The organism is Paenibacillus sp. Root444D2 (genome assembly GCF_001426375.1).
Lineage (GTDB): Bacteria > Bacillota > Bacilli > Paenibacillales > NBRC-103111 > Paenibacillus_E.
Window position 1 is genome coordinate 241916 of the sequence record NZ_LMEO01000023.1, and the last position, 18971, is coordinate 260886.

14 protein-coding genes are annotated in these 18971 nt (G+C 48.2%); all 14 read left to right on the top strand.

Annotated features, from left to right (window positions below; all coding sequences use genetic code 11):
* Window positions 1–140: 140 nt before the first annotated feature.
* The 14 genes from ASD40_RS15255 (at window position 141) to ASD40_RS15315 (ending at window position 18971) form a co-directional block, all read left to right on the top strand.
* Entirely contained in the window at window positions 141–719 is a 579-nt protein-coding gene (locus ASD40_RS15255) for a DUF4255 domain-containing protein (protein ID WP_235549273.1), read from the top strand.
* Window positions 720–731: 12 nt separating this feature from the next.
* The gene (locus tag ASD40_RS15260; RefSeq protein ID WP_057304092.1) at window positions 732–1535 is read left to right on the top strand and encodes a hypothetical protein; all 804 of its coding nucleotides are present in this window, start codon (window positions 732–734) and stop codon (window positions 1533–1535) included.
* Window positions 1536–1661: 126 nt separating this feature from the next.
* Window positions 1662–3395, top strand: a complete 1734-nt coding sequence (locus ASD40_RS15265) for a phage tail sheath family protein (RefSeq protein ID WP_057304093.1) — start codon at window positions 1662–1664, stop codon at window positions 3393–3395.
* Window positions 3396–3441: 46 nt separating this feature from the next.
* On the top strand, window positions 3442–3876 hold the full coding sequence (locus ASD40_RS15270) for a phage tail protein (RefSeq protein ID WP_057304094.1): 435 nt from the start codon (window positions 3442–3444) through the stop codon (window positions 3874–3876).
* An 82-nt stretch (window positions 3877–3958) separates the two neighbouring features.
* The gene (locus tag ASD40_RS15275; protein ID WP_057304095.1) at window positions 3959–4336 is read left to right on the top strand and encodes a hypothetical protein; all 378 of its coding nucleotides are present in this window, start codon (window positions 3959–3961) and stop codon (window positions 4334–4336) included.
* A 20-nt stretch (window positions 4337–4356) separates the two neighbouring features.
* The gene (locus ASD40_RS39235) at window positions 4357–4536 is read left to right on the top strand and encodes a DUF6760 family protein (RefSeq protein WP_307449325.1); all 180 of its coding nucleotides are present in this window, start codon (window positions 4357–4359) and stop codon (window positions 4534–4536) included.
* 7 nt (window positions 4537–4543) lie between these two features.
* Window positions 4544–4999 carry a phage tail protein gene (locus ASD40_RS15280; RefSeq protein ID WP_171642337.1) on the top strand — a complete coding sequence of 152 codons (456 nt, stop codon included), beginning with the start codon at window positions 4544–4546 and terminating at the stop codon, window positions 4997–4999.
* Window positions 5000–5068: 69 nt separating this feature from the next.
* Window positions 5069–9757, top strand: coding sequence for a hypothetical protein (locus ASD40_RS15285; RefSeq protein WP_057304096.1), 4689 nt, complete (start codon window positions 5069–5071; stop codon window positions 9755–9757).
* Window positions 9758–9822: 65 nt separating this feature from the next.
* Window positions 9823–10449, top strand: a complete 627-nt coding sequence (locus ASD40_RS15290; RefSeq protein ID WP_057304097.1) for a CIS tube protein — start codon at window positions 9823–9825, stop codon at window positions 10447–10449.
* A 4-nt stretch (window positions 10450–10453) separates the two neighbouring features.
* Window positions 10454–11542: a phage late control D family protein gene (locus ASD40_RS15295; protein WP_057304098.1), complete on the top strand. Its 1089-nt coding sequence runs from the start codon at window positions 10454–10456 to the stop codon at window positions 11540–11542.
* Window positions 11542–12267 (top strand): phage baseplate assembly protein V, encoded by a 726-nt coding sequence (locus ASD40_RS15300; protein WP_057304099.1) that lies wholly within the window; start codon window positions 11542–11544, stop codon window positions 12265–12267. The genes ASD40_RS15295 and ASD40_RS15300 overlap by 1 nt, the downstream gene beginning before the upstream one ends.
* An 18-nt stretch (window positions 12268–12285) precedes the next feature.
* Window positions 12286–12687, top strand: a complete 402-nt coding sequence (locus ASD40_RS15305; protein ID WP_057304100.1) for a GPW/gp25 family protein — start codon at window positions 12286–12288, stop codon at window positions 12685–12687.
* Between the two features lie 51 nt (window positions 12688–12738).
* Complete coding sequence (locus tag ASD40_RS15310; RefSeq protein ID WP_057304101.1) at window positions 12739–15813, top strand: baseplate J/gp47 family protein; 3075 nt, start codon at window positions 12739–12741, stop codon at window positions 15811–15813.
* Window positions 15814–16739: 926 nt separating this feature from the next.
* Window positions 16740–18971, top strand: a complete 2232-nt coding sequence (locus ASD40_RS15315) for a putative baseplate assembly protein (RefSeq protein WP_057304102.1) — start codon at window positions 16740–16742, stop codon at window positions 18969–18971.

The following is an 18971-nucleotide window of genomic DNA, read 5'->3' on the forward strand; positions in this document are numbered from 1 at the left end:
TTTTGATCAGCAGAATTAAAAATAAATAATATAATCCCTATAGTCATCCTAGTAAATTGCAATTATAATATAAAAAGGTACACATTATGACATAATCCTTACCATCTTCATTACATTACATAGGTATTTTGAGGCAGGAAGTGATTCCTATTGGCGATTATTCTGTAATTGCAGATGTAAGCGCATCTTTAATCAAGCTTCTCAGAGAAAATATGACCCCTGATCCCATTCCTCAACCAGAGATGATTGGGCTTGCTTCGCCTGTCGATAAAGGGGATTTCTACTTATCTCTCTATTTGTACAACGTCCGCGAAAGCGGCGATAATCGTCGTACTCACATGATTGCCAGAGGGACGAATGAAATTCAGTATCCGCCTATGGTTGTAGATCTTAGCTACTTGCTGACGGTACAATCTCCAGCAGAGCTGCAGTCCAGAGCGCTGGATGAGCATCGGATACTAGGAAGAGCGATGCAAGTGCTCTACGATCATTCCATACTTCGAGGTTCTATGACCCTCGGAACCCTAGCTGAGCAAGATGAAGAAGTTCGCATTGTCATGGAGCCTCTTAAAGGAGAAAGCATCCTGAATATGTGGAACTTCGCTGACACTCCTTACAGACTCTCTGTTAGCTATACAGTTGGGCCTGTAAATATCGATTCAACCCGCATCAAGACAACCAAAAGAGTTTCGGAAACCGATTTTCGTATACAGGGTTAGGGGGCTTAGGTTGTGGATCACATTCGCGTATCGCAATTGAAAACCCGCGTATCTTTGGTTGTATGCGTCATCGATGCAATTACCTCACAAACTCCTCTTGGCAACACTACCATCGTTTATTTAGAAGGCACCCGTTCGAAAGCAATTCGTAAATCGAATGGTTCCTATATATTCAACGATTTACCGCCCGGTGATTACCGTCTTATGGTAAGCAACGAGCACTATTTTCAAGAACAAACTCTCATCACAGTAGGAACAGACAATTTTATAGAGGTTGTTCAGTTAAAGCCGCTGCCGTCTTATCCTTTTTCGCAAGGAATAGGACTTATCCGAGTCATGCTGCAGGATGCAGCCGGAACTCCTTTGAGGGATGCCCAGCTGCAGGCGATGATTCTATCGGAGGAGTGTGCCCGCGCTCGAATAATGGTAGACCAAGTTGACAAGGGAGCACTTGAAGTAACACTGGGTTCGTTTACAGGTGTTATTGCAGTTGGAGATTCTTACTTGCTTCGAGGACGAGGCCCTAAAGCTGCCGAAGAGCAAATTCGAATCGCCCAGGTACTGGAGCATCAAAAGCGTTTTCGTCTAGAGAAAAAGCTGACTAAAGCTTTTACTCGAGGAGCACTGCTGCTGCCCATCCAAGAAAGCCGAGTTACAGAAAAAGGAGAGGCCGTTATTGCTTTTCGTGGCAATCGGATTCCGACCTTTCAGACAGAGTTGGCTATTACATACGGTGAAGATCGGCGGCATCTTATGAAGGAAGTAATAGTAGCAGAAGGAACAACGACGAACCTTGGCATCATTCGACTCACTTAACCCTAATTAGTAGAATGGACACGTCCATCTTCTATACAAAAATGACAAGCAGAAAGGAGAGAACTGGTTTCATGTCTGTGGCCGTATTGATTTGCAAGAAGTGCCATCTGACTGAACTGGGGAACAATGGCTGACTATTTATCACCTGGAGTCTATGTGGAAGAGTTTGACAGCGGGGCGCAACCGCTTGAAGGTGCAAGCACAAGTACGGCCGGGTTTATAGGGCTTGCGCAAAGAGGGGAAATTGAAGGTGTCCCTCAATTGGTTACGAGCGTAGCTGATTTCCATCGTTTATTCGGCAGCTACTTGTCCGAGAATGAATTCGGTGAGTATCGTTTCCTTTCTTATGCGGTTGAGCATTTCTATTTAAATGGAGGTTCTCGCTGTTATGTCATGCGCGTAGCGCCAACTGACGCTAAGGTAGCAACGAACAAGGCGGCAACAAACAAAGAATCCGCGATTCTGCAGATTGCTTCCAAGAACCCGGGAACATGGGGTAACCAAGTTCGTGTTGTGGTTGTTCCGTCCAGTAAAGCTAAGACGCAAATCTATGAAGTGCTGAGCGAGACCCAATATCGCGTGAAAAATAATGCTGGCTTCAATGTCGGTGATGTTGTTGCCTTCGAGGCCGCTGGCCAAAAGCAATACAACAAAGTAGTTTCTTCCCAAGATAACATTATTGAGCTTGCTGAAGCGCTTGATGGAGATGTTGTGGATAGCGGTCTGCTTCCATCCAAAGTGTTAACAACAAGCGAATTCACGTTGCATGTATTTTACGGCGATGAAGCAGAGACTTATGAGAAAGTGTCCCTAAACATCTCTGCAGCGAATCACATTGAGAAAATTGTTTCCCGTTCGAACATCATTACGGTGAAAGATTTGACAGATGGTAAGGATCTTGGTGCTGTTGCTCCTTTTGAAGTACTCTCTGGTGAGAGTGAAACGGTTGGCAAATTCCAGATCGCATTGTCTGGCGGAAGCAACGGTTCAATCGCGCAAGTGACTCCTGATATCTTTATGGGTGTAGACCGCGGACCTGGTAAACGTACAGGGATCCAGTCTTTCATCGACAACGATGTTGTTAGTATCATCGCGATTCCAGGTGTAACTGAGCCTACGGTTCAATTATCTCTCGTAGCGCATTGCGAAAACCTGGGCAGCCGTTTTGCCGTTCTTGATATTCCACGTGAGAAAACAAAAGTTGCCGATGTCATGACGCACCGTAATATTTTTGACAGCAGCTACGCAGCGATGTACAATCCGTGGCTTCAAGTGTTCGATCCGTTAGACAAAAGAAATATATACATACCGCCATCTGGCTCTGTTATTGGTATCTACTCCCGTTCCGACCAAACGCGTGGCGTTCAAAAAGCTCCTGCTAATGAAGTCGTTCGCGGTGCAGTTGGTCTTGATTGCCAATATAACAAAGGCGAGCAAGATATCCTGAACCCACAAGGTGTAAACTTGATTCGCGCTTTTGCCGGGCAAGGTATTCGTGTTTGGGGTGCTCGTACAACATCGTCGAACGGCTTGTGGAAATATGTGAACGTGAGACGTTTGTTCATCTTCATTGAAGAGTCCATCAAGAACGGCACGAACTGGGTCGTATTCGAACCGAATGATGAACAGCTTTGGGCTCGTGTACAACGGACCATTGATGCGTTCTTAACTCGTGTCTGGAGAGACGGTGCCTTAATGGGCGGAAGTCCTTCCGAGGCGTTCTATATCAACATCGGACGCAGCACAATGACGCAGGATGATATCGACAACGGTCGACTTATCTGTGTGATCGGGGTAGCTCCGGTCAAACCTGCAGAGTTCGTCATCTTCCGCATTACTCAGAAAACAAGAGAAGAATAGTCTGTCAAAGTGTTAGATATTTCTCATATTAGGAAAGGGGTATTATATGGCTGGCGAACGTAGGGATCCATACCGCAATTTTAGATTTAGAATTGAAGTAGAAGGTATTCAGCAAGCTGGTTTCAGCGAAATCTCTGGATTTGACGCATCCTTGTCGGTAATTGAATACCGCGAAGGAAACGAAACTATTACGCCTCGGAAGCTTCCGGGACTTGCGAAATATGGCAACATCTCACTTAAGTGGGGTGTTACTGACTCCATGGACATGTATAACTGGATGTCGGAATCGATTCAGGGGAAAGTTTCCCGCAAAACGGTCACGATCATCGCAATCAACGAAGAGGGTGCAGACGTAGCGACTTGGCAGGTTATTGAAGCATGGCCGTCCAAGTACTCTGCTCCAAGCTTCAAAGGTACTGGCAATGAAATTGCCATTGAGAGCCTAGAGCTTGCCCACGAAGGCATGACACGCACGAAGTAAGGCAGCACTAGAGTAGGCGCCGGAGCATGAAGTCTCCGGTTCCTAACTCTTCTTTTTTTCATAATGCTAAGGGGGTAACATCATGGCTTTCAAAACGGAATATGAATTCGAGCTGCCTAGAGGATATGTGGATGACAACGGTACGCTGCACAAGAGAGGCGTAATGCGGTTAGCAACAGCTGCGGATGAAATCCTACCCATGCGTGACCAACGCGTCCAGCAAAATCCGGGTTATTTAACGATCATCTTACTTACTCGTGTGATTACCAACCTAGGTGATCTACGTGCGATTGATACACGTGTGGTTGAGAAGTTCTTCACGGCCGATCTAGCCTTCTTGCAAAACTTTTATCGTCAAATTAATGAAATGGAAGTGCCGAGAGTACACACAAGCTGCCCGAAATGTGAGCATGAGTTTGATGTGGACGTGTCTTTTTTGGACGAGATGGCGGGGGCATAACGGGTTATCCCATTGACAAGATCTATGAGGAAGCGGGCTTTATAGCTTACTACTTTCATTGGACGCATGATGAAATCATGTCAATGGAGCACCGGGAGCGCCGAACGTGGTGTGAGGAAATTTCCCGCATCAACCGCAACCTGAACGACGATGGTAAAAAGCAGCCTGACAATCCGTTTGATGTGTTCGGTAAGAGGTGAGTAACAAGTGAAACAGTCCAAAAACGAGTCCAAATTGCATAACGTAGGCGGCGCATTCCGGTTCGAGGTAGAGCTTGACGGACTCATCGTCGGCGGTTTTTCTGAAGTAACAGGCATGAAGTCTGAAACGGAGGTTAAGCCCTTATGGGAAGGCGGCGTGAACACGCACCCCCACTATATGATCGAACATACGAAGTATCCTAATATTGTGCTAAAAAGAGGCATCACCACTTCCAGCGAGCTCTGGGAATGGTACAATGGTGTCGCCCAAGGCAAAATAAAGCGTAAAAATGGCTCCATTATTTTACACAACCAGGCAGGTACGGAGATGTGTCGATGGAATTTTTTTAGTGCTTTTCCTGTGAAATGGAACGGACCTGATTTGAATGCCAGCAGCGGTAACGTAGCTATCGAGTCGATCGAGCTGGTGCATGCCGGTTTGAAAACTATTTTCAAAAAATAAGTGTGCTCAAACTCAGTAAATGCTTACGATGCTAGTTTTTCTGGAGAAAAACTTTTAGGGGGATTGTTTATGAAATCTCGACAATCGCATAAACCCCGAGTGAAGAGAACCAAGGGCATATTGCAGATTTCTGCTGCTAGCAGTAGTTCTGCAGGACGTGCAGCCAGGGAGTCTAAACAGTTTGCATCCGGCATTATGGGCAAATACGGATTTTGGCGTAACAACTATTTAGGGTTGTTAGCTCTTATTTTTAAACAAAAAGGAATTCTTACGGATAAAGAATTATCGGCCTTAACGGATTCGAATGATCAATCTTGGGTTATCCAGTTACAACTGCAGCTGCAAAGCTTGCAGCATCCCGAATCAGCACCGCTTATTACGAAAAAGCAAACGATTCGTCAGTTACAACAGTTGATTGCGAATAGTGGTTACAGGCTTCCTTCACGGACGACTGTTGATCATTTTTCAAGCCAATCGGATTCACAATCGTCTCACCAACAGATGCCAATGCTTGCTGACAAGCAGAGTAAGAAAAAAGGACGAAAAGGCAAAAAGAACGCGGAACAATCTGTAAATCAAATAAATCTTCAAGCTGCTGCAACTCATGAGCTTTTTGGTGAGAAGCAGGCGATGCCGCCAAAGAAATCAAATTCATTTAACTACGTTAACAAAGGGAATTCACCGTTAATCCAGCGGTCTATTCGGCAGATTACCGCTTCCATTGGGATGCTTTCTCATGCCCAAAGCAGTAACCCGAATCAACAATCGCACTCGGTGAATAGACCTCAACATACAAATTTACATACGCAGCGCTCAAACGTGCATAGAGCTGCACCTATGGATAATCATGTGCAAGTAGTCAAACATGTGGGTGCTATTCGGCATACATCGCAATGGATAGAGCAGTTCCAAGAGGGGAAAGCGAGCGATGCTTTACCTGATGCCAAGGCTGGTCATTCTGCAATTGCTCCTTCTGTGGTATCTACAATTGGGATGCAGCCTTCTTATCAGCATGCTGCCAAGCTCTATTTAAATGGTGTGGGCCAAATACAAACGCTGCATGAGCAAAGACCTCCGCAGTATAATCACTCATTGCCTAAGCTTGGTGAGGGGCCTTTTTCGAAATCGGAAGCATCTGCTTCTGTGCATTTTATTAGGAGCTTACTTGTCAGAAATGCGGGTAATGCCAGTGATGAGGAGTATGTTTCGGCAACTGCTCTATTGACGCCAATAGGCGAGCCGAAGAGTAATGGGAAACTAAATCGTAAAGAAAAAGCTTCAACTGCTAAAGGTTATCTGGCTGCTAGTCAGCAACCATTAGCTATTAATGCAGCGCGGTTGACTTCAACTTTACCTTTTGCTATGCATGCTTCCACATCAAGGGGAGCCCGGCAGAGTGTGCCGCATGTATGGCGTAAGACGAATGAGCAAGTAGAAGGTTTTGGACAAGAGCGACTAACAGATCAAGTGCATCAAGATGACGCTTTGGCTTTGGTGAGAAGGCAAGAGCAAGTGGATCTAGTAGAGCGAATTCGCGAGCTGGAGCAGGAAAGAGTGCAAGTGCAAACGCAGGAACGATTGCAGGAGCGGGATCAGGGTAGCGAGCAAGGGCGAGAACGAGTGCAAGATCAGGTGCAAGATCAGGTAGAAGATCGAGTGCAAGGTCAGATGCAAGAACAAGTAGAAGATCGAGTGCGAGTGCGAGTACAGAAACAAGTAGAGGAACTTGTACAAAAGCAAGAACAAGAACAGTTGCAAGAACGGCTGCGAGGGCAAGAACAGGGAATATCGCAGGAATGGGATCGAGCCCAAGAGAATGAGCAGATTCAAGTGCATAATCAGGTGCAAAATCAAGCTCTGGATCAAAAACAGGATCAACTGGATCAGGTACAGGATCAAGCGATTCAAAAACCAAACCATGATCAAGTACGGAATCAAGTGCAGCTAGAAGAAAATAAACACCAATCAGTGCAGCTAGAGACAAACACTTCTGCGGGTCAAAAGCTTGAGTTGGGGGCTGGGCAGCAGCGATTTTCGGAAGCTATCTCATTTGAAAATTGGGAAACTCGTTCAAGCACGCGTGAGGGTAGCAAGAGAAATCGAGGCTGGTCTATGATGGAACGCCTCATCAAGCTAGTTACTAAGCAAGTGGCTGAGCAGGGTATTGGTGCAACTCCACGTGCAGCAGCTGCTTTTCCTTCCCAGATACATAGAAAACCTAGTGTGATGGAAAATGGACTAGACTCAGTTGTGAAAATTCAAAGCAATGAGAAATTGCTGAAGCAGTTGGTCCAACGACAAAAACATAGACAAAACTCTTCTAATGATTCATTTGTTGGGAGTATGCATACAGTTCCACAAAATAAATTAAAGGTGATCTTCGATCATCAAACAATGACAACTCACATTTCGCGGATTATGCGGAGGGAGAATATCGTGCAAAGTAGTGCTGATAAGCCCCTTTCTATCGCGAGATCGGCTGCAAATCCGAGTCCCCGTGAGGGATACCGAGCTAGCTTGCAAGCCAGTTCTTTTTTACAAGATTCACAGCGTGTCCTCCGAGCTGCTTCGAAACCTGAAGAGCAAGATGAAACAAGCATAAAAACGGGGAGGAATTTCCCGGTAGCTACGAGGTCAGCGATACTTAGGGACCGGACCTTAGATTCGCTGGGTGCTATGAAGCCGCTTGAGGGATACCGAGCTAGCTTGCAAGCCAGCTCGCGTATGCAGCTGCAAGAAGTTGGGCGTGTATTTCGCAAGCCGGCAGGGACCGAAGTAAATAGTGAGCTAAGGAAGCAACAATCTGCGACACAAGAGGAAGAAAAACAAACTCCTGTGCGAAGCATACGCTCTACTCCAACTTTAGCTTCTGAACTAGCTGCAAAAATGGCCGAAACCAGTGTCAAAAAAATAGGAACAAATCTGAACTTTGCATCAGGACTTAAAAGGAAAGCTTATTCTGAGAATCAACTTGAATTTGATGGTATTCGTGCTAGCCTGCCAGCTAGTGCTGGTGCTCTTAAGCAGGAGGCTCGGCGGATTTTTCGGACTCCTGTTGAGTCAGCAGGTTCGGGACAGTTAGAAGAGGGCAGACAACAGGCAAGGTTGAACGAAGATAGATTCGGGACTAAGTCGCAGGAGGGCATACCCTCCCAAAGTTTAGCTTCTGAGATAGCTACAAAGGTAATTGAAAGCAGTTTGAAGAAGATTGGTCCTAGTCTTACTGTGAATGCAGGTCAAATAGGTGTACATCGCAGCTTCTCCCGTGATACTGAGTTATCAGAGCCAGCTTTCATTCGTGCCATTTGGAGGCAAGCTGAAAAAGGGCCGATAGATGAAACCGGAACGAATATAGAGGCAGTTAGGGGAACCATCCGAGAAAGAGCCAATAAAAAGGTTGGTAACACGCCTAGTAGCAAAGTTAGTAATGAAGTTAGTAACAAAATTAGTAATGACAATACAAGTGATGAAATAACGACCCATCCCTTGCTGGAACTTGTTAGAGGAACCATAAGCCGGGCACCCGTGGACATGGTAAGAAGAACAGGCGGTCCGACGGGAATCGATCGAGTAAGAGTACAGCAAGCAGCGATACAAAGAAAGATCGATTCCGAGGTAATGACGACGATTCGAACAGGGATAGGCGAAGCCAGACAACCGATGACTCAAACGGGGACGGGGGAAGCAATGACCCGACAGATGAAGAGTCGGACAAGTCAAGGAGAAGCCGGGCAAACAGCGGATGTTCGCACAGGTGCAAGAAAAACCAGTAAAACGTTGGATTATCGAGCAGCAGGCGAAGAGGTTGCTGGGCAGACGACGAGTCAGACCGGCCGAGCCGTTTGGCGCAGGGCGCAAGTCGAGCATGTTCAGAGACAAGTCACTGTCGATGACAGCGAGCGCGAGCTGCAGGGAGGGAATGGTTCGGAGAATCGAGTGGAAGCTGGAGGCTTGCAGTCAGATTCAGCGGAACGAACCATCCGAGCTAGAGTGAGCGCGCTGGAAGAGGAGCGCGCTCAAGGGGTTGAGGCTGCTGCCGCTTCGCAGGCAGCAGGTAGTGTCGGCGGCGCGCGTGCTGCGCATGCGTCGATAGCTCGCCAGCCCTTGAGCATGACACCGCGTGTCATGCCGATGGTGGCGAGCAGCGCAGGAGCGCTTCGCGCTGCTCCTGCGGGTAGAGCTGCGGCTTCGCCTGCAGCAGCGATGCACCACCTGCCCGCCCACGGGACGGTCAGCTTCACCCAGGCGGCTGCCATCGGCGGCGCAGCCGCAACAGCTACAGCTGGCGCTAAGCGTAGCGCCAGCATGACCCACAGCAGCAGCGGAAGCATGGCTGCTGCAACAAAGTCGCTGCCCACGCAGGTGCAGCGGCAAGCACCAACCGGCGGCGTGCCGAACGTCGGCGATCCAAACCAAAGCGTGCCGATGACCATCAGCACGCAAGCGGCGAGGCAAATCTCCTTAGCCTCGCAACAGCAGCAAACCACGCTGGAGCACAAGCAAACTCCAGCCGCAGAGATCAGCAGCGCGTTTGCCGAAGCGCCGCTGGAGATGGACTGGCTGCGCACCAAAGCAAGCGCAGACGAAGCACCTACCCCAGCAGCGCCGGTTCCTCAGGCGGCGCCGGAGTTAAGTGCGGAGCAGCTGCAGGAGCTGATAAAACAGCTCCCGCAGCTGGACATAGCCAAAATCGCGGACAAAGTGTACCGCGAGATTGAGAAAAAGATGAAGTTCGAGCGGCAGCGCCGAGGCATCTAATTATTTCCATCGTGAATCGTTAATAACGTTAAGTATATAGATAAAAGCAGAAAGGACAGACACCTATGGCGCTCAAGAAAGCAATGATTATCGTTCACAAGGGAAGCAAAACAGAAAATGTACAAGTGATGTTCAATCCGGGTGAATATAAATTAGACACGAATAACAGCTATTCTTGGAAAACAGTGCCGGGTCTGTCCATGCCCATCGCTCAATTTGTGAGCGGAGGGACAACGACGCTGACCATGGATTTTTATTTTGACACCTACGAAAAAGGGACGGACGTTCGTCTGCTTACGAAGAAAATCTCAGGTCTTCTGGATGTCGAAAAGGAGATCCATGCACCGCCGCTTTGCAGGTTTGTTTGGGGTTCACTGGATTTCAAGGGAGTTGTTGTGGGTGTTAATCAGCACTTCACGATGTTTCTGGAAACCGGAGTTCCGGTTCGTGCCAAGCTTAGCGTGACCTTTAAATCCACGTTGAGCAAGAAAGACCAGCTTAAGCAGATTCCACGCCATTCGTCCGACCGGACGAAGCTGAAGATGCTGAATCAAGGGGAACAGCTTTGGATGATTGCTGCAACGGAATATGAGGATCCAACCTTATGGCGAGAAATCGCCAAAGCCAATCAGATTGATAATCCAATGAAAGTCGCAACGGGGCGCCGCATTTCAGTCCCGAGGCTGGATTAAGCCGATGCCCTTAGAATTAGAAACGAGCTCTTTTCCCTATGACGACTTGGCCAAAAAGTACAAAGATTTTTATGCGCCGTCCTATCTAATTAGCGTAGATGGAACGAAAATATCGGACACGATTGCCATTGATATTCTTCGCGTTGAAACGTCGATCGATGGAACGGCAGACTCCTTTTCATTTCGTATTGCAAATGCGTACGATATTACAAATAACGAGTTCCAATGGCTGTCTACGTTCTCTTTAGGCAAAGCCATTGAGATCAGTTTAGGTTATGTAGACAAAATGACCGCTGTATTTTCGGGACATATTACATCGGTTGTTGTTGATTTCCCGGAAGAGGGTGCTCCTGGCCTCGTCGTGCGGGGAATGGACATTTCTTATCTCATGATGAAAGGGACTAAGTCTCGCTCGTGGAATAAGAAGAAATACAGTGATGTTGTTGAGGAAATCGCCAAAACGTATGGCTTCAAAACACATATTGATGCAACGACGACGGAATTTCCTGCGCTTTCGCAGAGTCAGATTAATGACTATCACTTTATTCAAAATTTAGCTAATTTGGTTAACTATGATTTCTTTGTTGTGGGGAAGAACTTATATTTCCGTAAGCCGCTCACAGCGATGACAGCATTGATGACGCTAGAAATGGGGAAAACCCTCCGTAGCTTAATGATTGATATGAATTTAGCTGAGCAAATCACGGGTGTAACCGTTCGGGCATGGGATAATAAAGAGCTGAAAGTGATCGAAGGTAAATCAGCCAGCATAACGAAGCTGGGTTCAAATAGCAAGACGGGCAAGGATATCTTGGCATCTAAAGGTGATTTCGTCGAGCATATGTACACGAATGTGTACTCGGTGGAAGAAGCGAAAAGCTATGCGAATGCGATCCTGAATCGCCGGGCAATGAAGCTGATTAGCGGTAACGGGGAATGTATTGGGATTCCAGAGATTCGCGCCGGCCGATACATCAAACTTAGTGGTGTTGGGAAATCATTCGACCAGCCTTACTATATTACCGGGGCTACACACATTTTTGACGATGAAGGCTATACAACACGGTTTCAGTTGGGAGGAAATGCGGTCTAATGTTTAAAACTCCCGATATTACCTTAGGTGGCGTGTCTGATTTTGCCAGTCAGAAATTTGGCGGCGTCATGGTCGCCATTGTAACGAATAACACCGATCCTGATAAAATGGGTCGAGTGAAGCTCAAGCTTTCCATGCAGGAAACGGAGACCGAAACGGATTGGGTCCGCATCGCGACGTTAATGGGCGGTAAGGAAATGGGCAGTCTCTTTATACCTGAGGTAGGGGATGAAGTCTTAGTCGCTTTCCATCTGGGAGAGCTGCGAATGCCTTTCGTCATCGGCACGCTGTGGAATCCGAAGAATAAGCCGCCTGCGCCCGCGGATAAAAATGATTTGCGCATGATTAAATCACGCTCCGGACATGAGCTCTCTTTTAACGATAAAAGCGGTGATGAGAGCATGAAGATTAAGACGAAAAAAGGCCAAATTATTGAGTTGAAGGATAAGGATGAGAGTATTTCGATCGCGGATTCAAGCGGGAATAACAAGATATTGATCAAGGGCGGCTCGGCCAATGAAATTTCGGTTGTGAGCCAAACCTCGAAGATCACCTTGAACGCCAAAGGCGAGGTCAGCATTGAGAGCACGAAGGAAATCAAAATCAAATCCACTCAAATCAGTATAGAGGCTTCTGCCACGATGGCCCTGAAGGCTGGGGCAACACTGGATCTGAAGTCCGACGGTATCATTAATATTAAGGGCAGTATGGTCAAAATCAATTAACGAGTGGAGCGTGACGAGGTGTCGGAAGCATTTTTGGGACGAGGCTGGAAATTCCCCATTCAGGTCGATCCTGCAACAGGGCGAATCCGAATGTCTGAGTATGAGGAAGACATCGCCGAAGCGATCCGTGTTATTCTGGGGACCACACAAGGGGAGCGGGTTATGCGCCCGAGCTTTGGGTGTGGCGTTCAGGAATTTATTTTCGGATTAACGGACGATACAACGCTTCATTTGCTCCAAAGTAATATCGAGGAAGCCATTCGGAACTGGGAACCTAGGGTTCATGAAGTTGATGTACAAGCCATACCGGAAGCAGATGACCCTGCTAAGGTGATGATTCATATTTCTTATTTGGTACGTACGACCAATAACTTATTTAACCAAGTCTATCCGTTTTATTTATTTGAAGGATCGAAATAGAGAGGCTGGCTGCGGAAGCGATGACGATACGTACAGAGAGGAGGTGGAGCTGTGCAACCTCCCAAAATTGATTCCAGAGATTTACCCGATTTGATCGCGCAAATGAAGGAAATGGCGCCGTACTATACGCCGGAGTGGCGGTTCACGCCTGAAAATCCGGACCCGGGTTCCGCATTGTTCTTGATGTTTGCTGATATGTTTCAAGACAATATCAAACGGTTGAACCGAGTGCCTACGAAAAATTTGATATCGTTCCTCAACATGTTTGATGTGACGCTGCTTCCGGCACGTCCTGCTCGAAGTTACTTAACGTTTGCCCTTAACGAGGGTACGAAGGAGTCCGTGTTCATCTCGGCAGGCACGCAAGTCGCCGCTGCAGCAGAAGAAGGCAGTATCCTGTATGAGACAGCACGTAGTAGCTTGTTGACACCCGCGTTACTAACAGATGTATACATGACGAGCCGTAAACAGGATATGATCATTCGCATATCTGATGAGTTCGTCACGGCATCTCGGCAAGGATATGCAGCGCCGACGGCGCTTTTCCGTTTGCAGGATGGCGACAATTTGCAGGAGCATGCCATTTATTTGGAGCACAGCTCTCTTTTCACCGTGTATAATACGGCTCGTATTGAAATCGAATTCCGTAACTCGAAGCGACGTTTTGATGAACTTTCGATGTCCAACCAATTGGCGGATCCCGAGCTAACCGAGTGGCTGTATGCCACAGCGGAAGGCTGGAAGGCTTTTGACCACGTAGAGGCTAAGGGGAATCGGGTTATTTTAATGAAAGCAGTGGCAGGTGAGATTGCTCTGCGAGAAGTGAACGGGACATCCGGACGCTGGATACAATGCCGTTTAAAGCCGCTCATAAGCGGAGGTAAAACGCTGGCTGACAGCAAACTGTCCATGGACCATATTTCATTTAAAACGGATTATGTCGATACACTGGAAACAGGCGGCGTTCGGCCTGATCAGATGTTTTACAATGATATTGGTGCGGATCCATCGGGGTTTTATCCATTTGGTGATCAGTTTGCACTTTATGGTTCTTTTTACATCGGGAGTCAGGAAGTATTTACGAAAAAAGACGGCGATATTAAACTGAGCTTTGGGCTGCAAGCGATTCAGAATCGGTTTCAGCCGGAGCTGACGGAACAAGTCGATTGGAAAATGGTAATGAAAAAATCCAAGTTCGATAAGCCGCCAGTTACGCACGTCACCGTTATGGAGGTTGCTTGGGAGTATTGGAATGGGGCAACTTGGTTGCGTCTGGATGTGGGGAAGGAAGCAGAAAAGCTGTTTTATTATCCGCAGGAGCAGAAGGTGCGTAAAGAAATTAACTTCCGCTGTCCGGCTGATCTAGAAGCGACTTATGTGAACGGCAATGAAAACTGCTGGATCCGAGCGAGGATTTTACATATTGAGAATGCGTATGTGGCGCAAGCGATCTACCTTTCACCTTGGGTGGATGATGTATCCTTAACTTATCAGTATGATGATCGTTTGTACCCAGCCGAACGTTGTTTAGCACTAAATAATACGGTGTTTGAGGATCGGACTCGGCATAGCCGTCAGTTAGAGGGCGGGTTTGAGCCCTTTCAACCGTTGGAGGGCCGTCATCCAGCCTTGCATCTTTCTTTTGATACACCGCCGGTTAAAGGCCCAATATCGATGTTCGTTTCGGTGAAACAGCAGCGTTTCTCGGAGCAGGACATGCCATTACTTGAATGGGAGTATTTGCGAGCCGGTTTGATACCGGGAAGCCATGCTGAATGGGCAGCACTCAAGGTTATCGATGATACGAACGGTTTGACCCAGAGCGGTACCGTGCAATTCGTTGGTCCATCTGATTTTGCAGGAGCGTCGTTGTTTGGAAAAGAAGGTTACTGGATTCGCGCTGTTAATCGTGATGATAAATATGATGATAGTTCCGGTCGGATACAAATTCCTACCATTCAGGGTCTCTACATGAATACGGTTCAAGTGCTTCAGCAGGAGACGATCATCGGGGAAATTCCCGATTCCAAAGGGCTGGAAGAAACGGAATACCAGCTAGCCAGAAGCGGTATTGTCTCCGAAGAGGTCTGGGTGGATGAGACGGAGTTTGTGACAGAAGAGGAAATCGCTGAGTACGAACGTGCAGGAGTGCCTCTTATGGAGATTAGTCGGGATTCCGAGGGGAATTTACTTCAGCTTTGGGTTCGCTGGACATCGGTTCGCCAGATGGCGGATTCGGGCAATCGAGATCGCCATTATATGATCGATCGTACGTTTGGACGTATTCGTGTAGGTGACGGTATCCATGGCATGCGTCCGCCAAAAGGTGGTCTGGAGCAGCTGAAGGTAACTTATCAAGTTACGTCAGGACAAATCGGAAACGTAGGGGCTCGGCAAATTAACCAGATGCAGGACTCTATTGCGTTTGTCGGTGAGGTTTATAACCCAGAACCAGCGTCAGGCGGCTGCCAAGCTGAAAAGCTGGAGTCGGCCTTGCAGCGCGGACCAGAAATGCTGAAACATCGAGACCGAGCTGTATCGTCCAAAGATTACGAATGGCTGGCACGTGAGGCGTATCCGAACATTGCAAAAGTCACATGTATTCCTAATCGTAACGCCTATATGCACAAAGAAATTGGGGCTATGACTTTAGTGGTACTGCCAAAAGAAGGGCAGAAGGGAAGCTCCTCGTTTCCAGAACTGAAGAAGCAGGTAGAGAGGTATATTCTACAGCGGGCTTCCAGCCTTGTTGCATTTCCGGAACGGCTTCAAGTGATTGAGCCGGTCTATATGGAAATTTCCGTTTCGGCGATCGTTGCAGTTGAGGGAATGGACGCTGTAGTAGCTACCGAAATTCAGGCTTTGGAGAAGTTGAACAGATTCCTCGATCCGCTAACCGGCAATTTCGACGGCAAAGGCTGGCAAATTGGTCAACAAATCCACCCTTCCGTTTTCTACGCGTTGTTGAAATCAATTCGAGTAATCAGTCATGTAGAGAAGCTTTATATGACCGTATACAAGATTGAAGACGGCGAGCGTACGGAACTCGACGTGAATCGCCTCCCGGCGCTCCCGCACGGGATCATTGTGAGCGGCAAGCATAAGGTTGTTGTGAACGCGTTGTAGTGAGGGAGTCGGGGATGGGGAAATGGAGTTTCGTAGAGTGGGGTTGGGGAACATCGGACCCCTGGACCCCCGGACCCCCGGACCCCCTACTCCCCAGCAACAAGGGAAGTCAGTCTTGCTGACGAAGGGTTCTGGCAAATAAGAGTCTTTAAGGACTGCTATTTACTGCTTTTTGCCTAGATTTGTTGTAATAGAAGCCTTTAGAGACTCTTATTTCAGCAATATCAAATAAAAAGAGGGGATTTATCAGAAATAAGAGCCTTTAGGGACTGCTAATTAGTAGCTCCAACGGAAAATAGCGATAATAAGAGCCTTAAAAGACTTCTATTTGGTGGAATAGGGATGTTTTACATCGCTAAAGTAGGGATAAATGAGCCAAATGTGGGTTAGCGATGTTTTATATCGTTAATGTAGCTGATTAGTGGTTGCTCGGGAGAGTTGAACAACTTTAACTATGTTTACATCGCTAAAGTAGGAATTAATGAGCTAGTTGGCGGGTTAGCGATGTTTTATATCGTTAAAGTAGCTGATTAGTGGTTGTGAGAGAGAGTCGAGCAACTATAACGATGTTTTACATCGCTAAATTCGGAAAAAATGGGCTAGTTGGCGGGATAGCGATGATTTATATATTTAAAGTAGCTGAATAGTGGTTGCGAGAGAGAATCGAGGAACTATAACGATGTTTTACATCGCTAAAGTAGGATTAAATGAGCTAGTTGGCGGGTTAGCGATGTTTTATGTCGTTATAGTAGCTGATTAGTGGTTGTGAGGGAAAGTCGAGCAACTTTAGTGATGATTTACATCGCTAAAGTAGGAATAAATGAGCTAGTTGATGGGTTAGTGATGTTTTATATCGTTAAAGTAGCTGATTAGTGGTTGAGAGTGTGTTGGTGGGAGTTAGTAACAATCGAAGGAGGTGAGCACAGGTGCTGCCAATACCTAATTTGGATGATCGTATGTTTGAACAGATGGTGCAGGAGGCTCGGAAGTCGATACCGAAGCTTTTTCCGGAGTGGACGGATGAGAATGAACATGACCCGGGGATTACGCTGCTGGAATTGATGTCATGGATGACGGAGATGCAGCAGTATTACTTAAACCGGGTGACGGAGCGCAGTGAACGGAAGTTCCTGAAGCTGCTTGGGATTAACCCTCGTGAAGCCGTTTCTGCGGTTTGTGATGTAGCGTTTGCTGGTTTACAGCAGCAGCTTGTGCTCCCGAAGGGGACACCGCTGCAAGCGATGGACCAGCGGTTTGAGACTCTAGACACAGTGCATCTTGTTCCATCCGAGCTTGAGAAAGTGCTAGTCCGTACGGAGACGGCGGCAGGTGATTTTACATCCAATAATCACGCTAAGATTGCTTATTATGCTTTTGGACCTGAAGCGCGTAAGGGCGCGCATTTGTATCTCGGTTTCGATAGAGCGTTGCCTGAGCAAACGGAGATCTCGATCTTCTTTAAGTTATTTGACCGCTATCCGGTAACGGTAGGTCATGGTGAAGATGGGACAACGCCAATGATTTCGTCTGCGAAGGTTGCTTGGACGTTCGCTGGGGCTGGGCAGGGGCAAAGCGAAAGCTGGCTGCCGATCGAACAGATAAACGACTCAACGGTTCATCTGTCGCAAAGTGGCGAGCTCCGGTTTCGGATCACATCGGAGATGAAGCCGATGGCTCTTTACCCTGCGGATGATCGCAGCCGGTTTTGGATTTGCTGTACACTCGAGGAGGACGGCTATGAGCTGTCTCCGAAGATTGAGAAGGTTAGTCTCAATGCGGTGAAGGCGGCTGAGCAGGAAACCTTCAGCGAAGTCACTGCTTTTGACAGCTCAGGTGAGCCTGACCAGAGCTTCGAGGTAAGCTCGTATCTCGCTTACAACGGCCTGCACACTGTGCAGGTGCAGGACGAGCAAGGGCACTGGCGCGACTGGCACATCGTCGCGGAGCTCGAGGACTGCGAGCCGGATGATCTCTGCTGCCAGCTGCAGCAGGACTCGGCTCTGCGCACTACCCGTCTGCGTTTCGGCGACGCGGTGAACGGGCGTATCCCGCCGCAGGGCCCGCAGCGGATACGGCTCATTGCCTACACGGCCGAGTTCGACTATGGCCGTTTTGTCGGGGGCAGCAGAGGTCTGCCCGGGCAGACCTTTGAAATCAGCCGCGGCCGGATGTACAAGCCCAGCAGCATGCTGCTGCAGGTTGGCTACCGGCCACGCGGAGAGCGAGACGTCGTTTGGGACGACTGGCAGTCCGTGGATGACTTCGACAATTCGAAGTCCACGGACAGGCATTACGTCTACGACGCTGCAGCAGGGACGATCCGCTTCGGCAATAACGAAGCGGGTCTCACTCCGCCCAAGTCCGTGGAACCGAACATTCGGTTCCTGGCGCTGCAAGCGGGCGGGGGCGTTCGAGGCAACGTGAAGGATGGCCTCGTGACCGGCTTCACGAATACCAAAGGCGTGCGTGTGACGAATCCGTTCCCGGCGAGAGGCGGCCTCGAAGCGGAGACGCTCACACAGGCGAAGCTTCGCGTGCGGCGCGAGCTCGATACGCCGACGCGGGCCGTGACTGGCGAGGACTACGAGGCGATCGCGAAGGCGACGCCGGGTCTGCGTGTCGCGCGTGTGAAGGCAATCCCGCTGTACAAGCTAGGTATGCGGGATTATCCAAAGGTCAAAGCGCCTGCACAGATGACCGTCGTGGTCGTCCCATACAGCGAAAGCGATAAGCCGAAAGCTGGCAAGGGCTTCTTGCAAACGATCAAGCAGCATCTAGATCGGCATCGTCTTTTGACCACAGAACTACATGTGATTCCCGCCGAATATATTAAAATAACGGTTCACGCTGTCGTGGTGATGGAACCCAAGCACAAAGATGAACAGCGCCGAATCATGCAAGAGCTCAGACTATTACTACAGCCGATGGATCATGGGCAAGGTTCAGAAGGCTGGCGTTTTGGGCGGACTGTCTATAAGGGCGATATTTATGGCGTTATTTCCCGGATTAAAGGGGTTGTCTATGTGCAGGACATTTGGATCGACGCTGAAGGTACAGGCTTCCACAAGGATGGTGCTGGCGACATTCATATCCCGCCTTATGCTTTGGTCTATTCCGGTGATCACGAAGTGGAAACCATTAGTCAGACGGATTTATAA